The sequence below is a fragment of the Hyphomonas sp. ske169 genome (assembly GCF_056850855.1).
Window position 1 is genome coordinate 3571937 of the sequence record NZ_CP096146.1, and the last position, 7701, is coordinate 3579637.

A 7701-nucleotide genomic window follows, 5' to 3' on the forward strand; every position below is an offset into this window, starting at 1 on the left:
TGCTGCTGCCAGATGAGCCAGTAGAATATCGTCATAACCCGATAGCCCAACAAAAAATCGGAAAGTGACTGGAGAGCAGTGCGCGAATAGAACGAATCATGTACATATGTCAGGTCAAACTGAATCGCAAAGGCGATTTAGAAACGAATACAAGGCCCGATCATGACCCATCAAGTCGTGTTTTTCCCGAGCGGCAATGCCGATACGTGCTTCATTCAACTCGCGAATGGACGAAAGATCATCTACGACTACGCGAACATGTTCGCCCCCGAAGAGGATGCCGATAAGCGCATTGATCTGGAACACGAAATTCGCGATCGAGTCGGCAGTTGTAGATTCGTCAGTGTGCTCGCGTTTTCGCACTTCGATAGAGATCACTATCGGCGTGCCTCAGAGCTTTTCTTCTTGAGGCACGCTAAAAAATACCAATCCAACGATCGGATCGGCTTCGAGACTATGTGGGTCCCTGCGGCCGCCATTCTGGAAGAAGGCATAACCGATGAGGGTAGGGTGCTGCGCGCTGAGGCGCGTCACAGGTTGATTGAAGGATCGGGCATTCGCATTTTTTCCGCTCCGCATGCGCTCGACCAGTGGCTGAGAGATCGAAACATCCGCCCTGGCGATCGCGCTCACTTGATGACTGATGCCGGACAACTCGCTCCTGAGTTTTCATTGGGGCGCGACGGTATTGAGTTTTTCGTCCACTCACCATTTGCCGAGAAGTGCGAAGATGGCTCAACGGTTCAGCGCAACGCCTCTGCCTTATTTATGCAGGCCAAGTTCCAGGTTGAGGGCGAACCGAGTTATCTTATTCTGTCGGCAGATTGCGAGTATGAGACGCTTGAGCAAATCGTTCGAATCACCCGGGCGCGGCGAAACGATGAGCGCCTGCTCGCAGACATTAATAACATTCCGCATCACTGCTCCTACCTCTCGCTATCTGACGAGAAAGGGAAACGTATCACAGTTCCGTCCGATGCGCTGCGCTGGTTATATGAAGAGCAGTCAAATCCAGAGTGCATCTTCGTGTCTACCAGCGACTATATTCGGGCTGGCGATTCAATTCAGCCTCCGCACAATCAGGCCGCAGAATATTACAAGCAAGTCGCCCGCAACGTGGGTGGACAATTCATCGTGACGATGGAGCATCCTAAAATCTTCGCGCCTGAGCCTTTGGAAATCCAAATCACACGAAGCGGTCCCAAGACACGCAAAAAGCTTGCGGGAGCTGCAACGATTGCTACGTCAACACGGGCGCCAAGGGCAGGTCGTTGCTAATTGATATTCCTGGAGAACCGATCGCCAAACAGGATCTGACGGGGCGCCGCGCGATTGAGATCGTCAAATATCTCGAAGCGAAGAACTCCAGCTATCTGCGTCTGAAAGAATGTCGCCGAAAATTCGGCGACGATATTTTGATAATTGAGATCGACGTTGAAGTTGCACCGAGGCGTCCTGTCAAAATCGCGCCTACCGAACCTATCATGCTTATCTGTCCTGGCGAAGGTAACGGAATGCCTTTGGTCGTACCTCTTCGGGAAGACTTTCCAGATGATGAGCTTCACATCACCATCCATGATGGCAGCGAATTCGTTTCTCTATGCTTATGGGACACGCCGCAAGAGGATCAAAAAGCCAGATTCACGCCATTCATGTTTTTGGCGCGTATCAAAGAATGGCTTGAACTTGCCGCGGAGCGAAAGCTTCACCAAGCCGACCAAGGGCCGGAACCTGTCTTAACTGGCACATCTTCGCAGGCGATCATTCCTGCGGGGCCAATAGACCCAGATACGCGATATCTGGCTTACGGCCAGAAGACCTTGAAGAATAACCTGACAGTTCGGTTCTATCGAGCTGATGATGAGAGATTTGTCGGCAAAACCGGCGCATACAAATTTGTACTGATCCCGATCACGACCGGGATCGTGTGCGGGCGCGCTGTGCGGTCGGCGCCGCGAACCTTGAAGAAGTTAGCGTCACTTGTCTCGGATCATGGCGGCGATTTGGTTCAGTCAGTTACGGATTTCGTGACATCCACGAACAATGAAAAGGGGCTCGCCGAAGCGATCCCTGTTGTTCTTGTCACTTTCCCTAAATCATCGACGCCGAACGGAAAGATTGACAGCCAAGATCAATGGGCATTCACCCTGGACCAAACGGTAGCCGAAATCGGCAAGGAGATGGGCGCCTACGACTCCGCAGGCGGGTTTACTGCGGCATTGATCGGACAGCGCGCTGACCCCGATAAACTACCGCCTCTCAGCGTCGTCCCGATGATCGTTATCCAGGAATTGGAAGCTGAGGCGGTGCCGGCCCTGTCCGGATGGGACGAAGGCTTTGAAACAAAGTGTTTTGCAATCGGCGCAGGTGCCCTTGGAGGCAAAATTGTCGAACTCTGTCTTCGCGGCGGGTTCGGACACTGGAGTGTGGTCGATAAGGACGTTTTCCTACCGCACAATACTGTCCGGCATGTCCTCGGAGATTGGGCGATCGGCGATCCCAAAGCTCTGCACTTGCAACTCTTCTTGAATGAGTCCCTGCCAGGCGAACGTGTGGGTAAACCCTTTGTTGAAGATCTTGAGGACAGCGATGGATTGTCGAAAGAGTTGCTCAAAGCAATGTCTGAAAGCGATCTGCTCGTAGATATGTCGGCTTCTGTTACCGTTGCGCGAGCGCTTTCTATGATGAGTGATGTGCCACGATGCGTCTCTCTCTTTTTCAATCCAGGCGCAACGGATCTGGTCATGCTCTGCGAGGACGAAGACAAGAGCCTGTCTTTGATAGATCTGGAGGCAAGTTACTATACAGCACTTATTACTGATGAGCGCCTTCACGCGCACCTATCCAATAGGGATGCGCAAGGCATAAGATACGGAAATGGCTGCTCGGATATCACAGCGCAGATTGGTCCAGATCAGGTTTCAATCCTGGGCGGCATCGGATGTAAAGCGCTTCGTCAAATAGGAAGTTCAGCTTCCGCCCAAGCAAAGATCTGGCGCATGCAAGAAGACGGCGCGATATCGGTCGTGGAATTGCCGTGCTCAACCTTCCGAGGTGAGAAGTTTGAAGACTGGAATATAGGCTGGAGCGATGACCTCATCGAGAAACTTGGCGTCGAGCGCGCGCAAGAGCTTCCTAATGAAACTGGCGGCATTCTCTTAGGCATGGTCGATTTTGAAAAAAGACTGATGCGAATTTGCGCTGCAATCGAAGCACCTTCAGACAGTGTGAAACGCCCGCACTATTTCGAGCGCGGCTATACCGGATTAGAGACCCGGCTAAAAGAAATCGGGGATGGCACAGCGGGTCAGCTGCGATATGTCGGCGAGTGGCATTCGCACCCTAAAAATGTTCCTGCGCGTCCGAGCGCAGATGACGAAAAACTCTTCTCGGCATTGGCAGATTTGTTCGAAGCAACCTGTGAGCCGCACATAATGGCAATCATCAGTGATAGTGAACTGTTTGCTCGAATTGGAATTGGCGATCGCGTCCATGATACGGTTCTCACGCTATGAGCCAGCCAAAATTGCCTAACGAACGCGCCCGTTTCAAACGTAACGCTTCGGAATAATCCATTCCTAAGCTAGGAGAATGCGATGCCCCTTTCAGAGTCTCAAATGCCATCTGCTCTAAACCATCCTAGCGCGCCGGATGGCACTCGGGTCGATCTGTTTAAGCCAAATGGTGTGGGGCTCAGTTGCTCTGGTGGGGGATATAAATCAGGGGTCTACCAGGTCGGTGCATTCATCAGACTGAACGAAGTCGGAATGCTGCCCAAGATCGATCGCATCTCCAGCGTGTCAGGAGGCTCAATTAGTGCGGCCTATCTCGCGATCAATTGGGACAAACTGAACTGGCAAGACGATGTTGCGACCAACTTTGATGAGGTTGTCACCGCGCCTCTAACAGAGTTTTTTACTTCGAAGAGCATAGATGTCGTGAACATCGTGGCAGGCCTCAGTGTGCCGTTTCGGACGGGCGCTTCAGGGCTTCAAAACGCCTACAAAAAATACCTCTTCGGGGATGCGACGCTGCAGGACTTTCCGGACCCAGAGCCGGGAAAGACACCGCGCTTTGTCATCCTCGCGACAGATTTCGAACTGAATACACTTTGGCGATTCGCCAAGCCGTATGCCGCGAACTATCGCGTAGGCGAAATCCTAAAACCAACTCTTGAGTTGTCTGCGATCGTCACGGCGTCGTCCGCGTTCCCGCCGTTCTTCTGTCCCGTCGATATCTCCCTCAAAGGCGTAGAGGTTCGCGCATACACAAACTCAGATCGGCATGAAAAACCATACATTAATCGAATGAGGCTCGCAGACGCTGGTATCTACGATAACCTGGGCGCTGAACCGGTTTGGAAAACATATGGCATCGTCCTGGTCAGTAATGCAGGTGATCCATTCGGTGAAGTGACACATTCTAAACTTTGGTGGAATGTTCTCAGGCGCTCCATGTCGATGATGCACCGGCAAGCAGAAAATAATCGAATGCGCTGGCTGCACGACTTACGCAAACGTGGTGAGCGGCACTTAGCCGATTGGCACCTGCGTGAAGATGTCGGCCGGTTCAGCGATACAGAACCGCTGCGACTGAATGGGTCCGATCTAGAGCGCGTGCAAGAGTATCCTGTCAGATTAAAGAAGATCCCGCCCGATGACTTTAACCTCCTGGTGAGACATGGATACTCCATGTGTAATGCTGCCCTCCACGATACAGGGCTCGTGCTAAATGGCGCTCCGGCGAAATGGCCGCAAGTGTGAGGGATGGATCGCGCGTAAGTCATCTGTCGAGTTAATGCGTGCGTTGACCGGCGCGCATCTTATGTCTGGTTTTAGGAACTAGGTGCCGTTGCTTCGCAGCACGGAAGCCTCAATCCGATCAGCGACATCGATGAGCGAGACGCTGGATTGCCGGAGCGTTCGCACGCCGGTCCTGATCTCCGCCTCAGTCGAGCGGGGTGCTTGTGCCGGCATCAGCTTTTCAATCGCGTCTTCGAGCATTGCGATCGCTTCCACAAAAAGAACGCGGGCTGGGTCCAGTTCATCCATGGAGCCGGTGTCGCTCGACCTGACTTGATTGTCATGCAGCTTTTTCGGATCGCGACTGGACTGCGGGCGAAATCGGAGCATTGCTGTCATTGTGCCCGGGAGAATTCGGGCTTGTCTCAGTGGGGCAAGAGATCTGCCTCACAACCAAGGAGACCATAATATGACTGAAGCCCTCAACGCCCCAAAACCTGGAACCAAGGAAGCCGCGCTCGTAAAGGCGCTTAACGGACGCGGAAAGACCATCGATCAGTTGAGTACACTGCTGAGCTGGAAACCGCACACTGTTCGCGCTGCGTTCACACGGCTCCGCGCGCGCGGTTTTCGACTGGCGCGAGTTCCGAAAACCCAGAAATCGGCGGCGCGATTCCATCTCGATCATTCTAATTCATAATGGCGCCAGAAGATATCAGCGCTCTGTCAACGCCAGATCTGAAATCGCATTGGAACGATTGTTTCGGATCGAAGCCGCCACCGAAAATGCGCCGGTTGACATTGGAACGCATCCTGATTTGCGAGGCGCAATGGCAGAGAAGCGGAGAAAACCGGGGCAGGATCAGGCGCGAACTCGAGAAGGTCATCACTGCTCGTTCCGCTGTTCAGGACGGCACGCGCCTGATCCGCGAATGGCACGGAACCGAACACGTCGTGGATGTCATTGATGGGGTTTTCCACTGGAACGACCGGACCTGGAATTCACTCAGCGCGATTGCCCGGGAGATCACTGGTGCCAGGTGGTCGGGCCCTCGCTTCTTCGGAGTGAAGGGATGAAGCGTGTGCGTTGCGCGATCTATACGCGAAAATCGTCCGATGAAGGCCTCGATCAGAACTTCAATTCCCTCGACGCGCAGCGTGAGGCGTGTGAGGCTTATATTCGATCGCAAAAACATGAAGGCTGGAAAGCGCTTCCTGTGCGTTTCGACGACGGCGGCGCTTCCGGCGGCAATATGGAAAGGCCAGCGCTACAAAGATTGCTGACCGAGATCGATCAAGGAAGGGTTGATATGGTCGTGGTCTACAAGATTGATCGCCTCACACGGTCGCTTGCAGACTTCGCCAAACTGGTTGATCGACTTGATGACGCTGGCGCCAGCTTCGTATCCGTCACTCAGCAGTTCAATACGTCGACCAGCATGGGGCGGCTCACGCTGAACGTACTTTTATCTTTCGCTCAGTTCGAGCGCGAGGTCACCGCCGAACGCATCCGGGATAAGATCGCAGCCTCGAAGAAGAAGGGGCTCTGGATGGGCGGCCTGGTGCCGCTTGGCTATGACAAGAACGACCAGGGCCTGGTTATCAACAAGGAAGAGGCACGGATTGTCGGAACCCTGTTCGAGGTGTATCTCGAAGTTGGCAGCGTCCGGGCACTAAAGGACCTCGCAGACACGCGAGGCTTTCGAACGAAGACCCGGACGCTCCAATCTGGTCGGGTGAAAGAAGGAAAGCTCTTTTCGCGGGGGCGGCTTTATCATCTCCTGTCCAACCCGATCTATATCGGCAAGATCCGGCACAAAGACGCGCTCTATAGCGGACTGCATGACGCGGTCATATCGGAGGGTCTATGGGAGAGAGTTCAGACCCAGCTCCGGCAGAATTCAATCGACAGAAAGAGTCGGAAGAACGCTGCCAACCCATCACCACTGGCGGGCAAGGTGTTTGATGAAAATGGGGCGCCGCTGACGCCGAGCCATGCGAACAAGAACGGACGTCGATATCGCTACTACGTTTCAAAAGACGGCCAGGGGCGTCTCGCCGCGTCTGAATTTGAACACGCGGTTCGCGAAGCGATGGGCGCGAACCGGGAGCTTCAGCTTCACCTGCAACGCCATGAGGAAGCGAGCCGGGATTCCATTCTTCTCGTCGCCCGGGTGACCTTGCATGAATCTAAGATCAGCATCGATCTGATGGAGGGGATCGAACCCAAACGAATTGAAGCGGATTTTGTTCGAAGACGTCGAGGCATTGAGAACAAACTGGTTCTCGAAATCGGAGCGATGCGCAAACCTGATAAAGTACTGATCAGGCGAATCCTGAAAGCGATGAACTGGATGGATCAGATAAAGCTGGGAGAGGGGATCTCCGACATCGCTGCATCAAAAAATGTGAGCCCTGAATATATCACCCACAATCTTGGATTGAGTTTGCTGTCTCCAGGCATTCTGCGTGCGATAGCGTCCGGATCCCAGCGGGCAGATATCTCCGCATATCAGCTTTCCAAGATCACGATTCCGGCAGACTGGCGCGCGCAGGAGTCCATCTTTCTGGAGCAAAATCAGCTTCCCTGATCCGTCTGCTATGCTTCCCTGTTTCCACTTTTGAATTCCCTGTTCCCAAAATTCGCTTCCCTGTTTTTTCGAGTAGGGAATTTCGTCATGATCCCCAGTGTCTACGGGGGATCACGGCACGCTAAACTCATCAAAAACAGGCTATTTTCTGAAATTTCCCTGTAAAATGGCTCTTATCAGGGAAAAGACCCTGATAACTGACCAAATTGAATCCCGGCAGAGACTTGAGGCCAAATACGCGGGAGCCGTCTCCATGAAGCGGAGACCAGGCATCAGGATATCCCTGAAAGGGCCCACAAGTCCCGGAATAGTCGGGACTAATTTGGAAGGATAGAAATTCGCTGAAAATGGCCAGACTGCGTGGCGGA

7 protein-coding genes are annotated in these 7701 nt (G+C 53.3%); 6 read left to right on the forward strand and 1 reads right to left on the reverse strand.

Annotated features, from left to right (window positions below; genetic code table 11):
* Positions 1-162 precede the first annotated feature (162 nt).
* The 3 genes from MY069_RS17245 to MY069_RS17255 all read left to right on the forward strand — a co-directional run bounded on the left by MY069_RS17245 (position 163) and on the right by MY069_RS17255 (position 4763).
* Positions 163-1278 carry a hypothetical protein gene (locus MY069_RS17245; RefSeq protein ID WP_482795024.1) on the forward strand — a complete coding sequence of 372 codons (1116 nt, stop codon included), beginning with the start codon at positions 163-165 and terminating at the stop codon, positions 1276-1278.
* Positions 1272-3515, forward strand: coding sequence for a Mov34/MPN/PAD-1 family protein (locus MY069_RS17250; RefSeq protein WP_482795025.1), 2244 nt, complete (start codon positions 1272-1274; stop codon positions 3513-3515). Before MY069_RS17245 ends, MY069_RS17250 begins: the two co-directional genes overlap by 7 nt.
* Before the next feature lie 81 nt (positions 3516-3596).
* Complete coding sequence (locus MY069_RS17255; protein ID WP_482795026.1) at positions 3597-4763, forward strand: patatin-like phospholipase family protein; 1167 nt, start codon at positions 3597-3599, stop codon at positions 4761-4763.
* Between the two features lie 78 nt (positions 4764-4841).
* Here MY069_RS17255 and MY069_RS17260 read toward each other — a convergent pair whose 3' ends face one another.
* Positions 4842-5132, reverse strand: a complete 291-nt coding sequence (locus MY069_RS17260; protein WP_482795027.1) for a hypothetical protein — start codon at positions 5130-5132, stop codon at positions 4842-4844.
* Between the two features lie 79 nt (positions 5133-5211).
* On the opposite strand from MY069_RS17260, the gene MY069_RS17265 reads away from it, so the two are divergent.
* Genes MY069_RS17265 through MY069_RS17275 form a run of 3 tightly spaced genes read left to right on the forward strand, consistent with a single transcriptional unit; the run spans position 5212 to position 7333 of the window.
* The gene (locus MY069_RS17265; RefSeq protein WP_482795028.1) at positions 5212-5442 is read left to right on the forward strand and encodes a DUF3489 domain-containing protein; all 231 of its coding nucleotides are present in this window, start codon (positions 5212-5214) and stop codon (positions 5440-5442) included.
* Positions 5442-5819, forward strand: coding sequence for a DUF2924 domain-containing protein (locus MY069_RS17270; RefSeq protein WP_482795029.1), 378 nt, complete (start codon positions 5442-5444; stop codon positions 5817-5819). Before MY069_RS17265 ends, MY069_RS17270 begins: the two co-directional genes overlap by 1 nt.
* Positions 5816-7333: a recombinase family protein gene (locus tag MY069_RS17275; protein ID WP_482795030.1), complete on the forward strand. Its 1518-nt coding sequence runs from the start codon at positions 5816-5818 to the stop codon at positions 7331-7333. The genes MY069_RS17270 and MY069_RS17275 overlap by 4 nt, the downstream gene beginning before the upstream one ends.
* The last annotated feature ends 368 nt before the right edge of the window (positions 7334-7701 follow it).

Excerpts from the sequence above, each read along its gene's own strand:
- MY069_RS17255 (WP_482795026.1), top strand. The coding sequence starts at position 3,597 with ATGCCCCTTTCAGAGTCTCAAATGCCATCTGCTCTAAACCATCCTAGC.
- MY069_RS17275 (WP_482795030.1), top strand. The coding sequence starts at position 5,816 with ATGAAGCGTGTGCGTTGCGCGATCTATACGCGAAAATCGTCCGATGAA.
- MY069_RS17260 (WP_482795027.1), bottom strand. The coding sequence starts at position 5,132 with ATGCTCCGATTTCGCCCGCAGTCCAGTCGCGATCCGAAAAAGCTGCAT.
- MY069_RS17265 (WP_482795028.1), top strand. The coding sequence starts at position 5,212 with ATGACTGAAGCCCTCAACGCCCCAAAACCTGGAACCAAGGAAGCCGCG.
- MY069_RS17270 (WP_482795029.1), top strand. The coding sequence starts at position 5,442 with ATGGCGCCAGAAGATATCAGCGCTCTGTCAACGCCAGATCTGAAATCG.
- MY069_RS17245 (WP_482795024.1), top strand. The coding sequence starts at position 163 with ATGACCCATCAAGTCGTGTTTTTCCCGAGCGGCAATGCCGATACGTGC.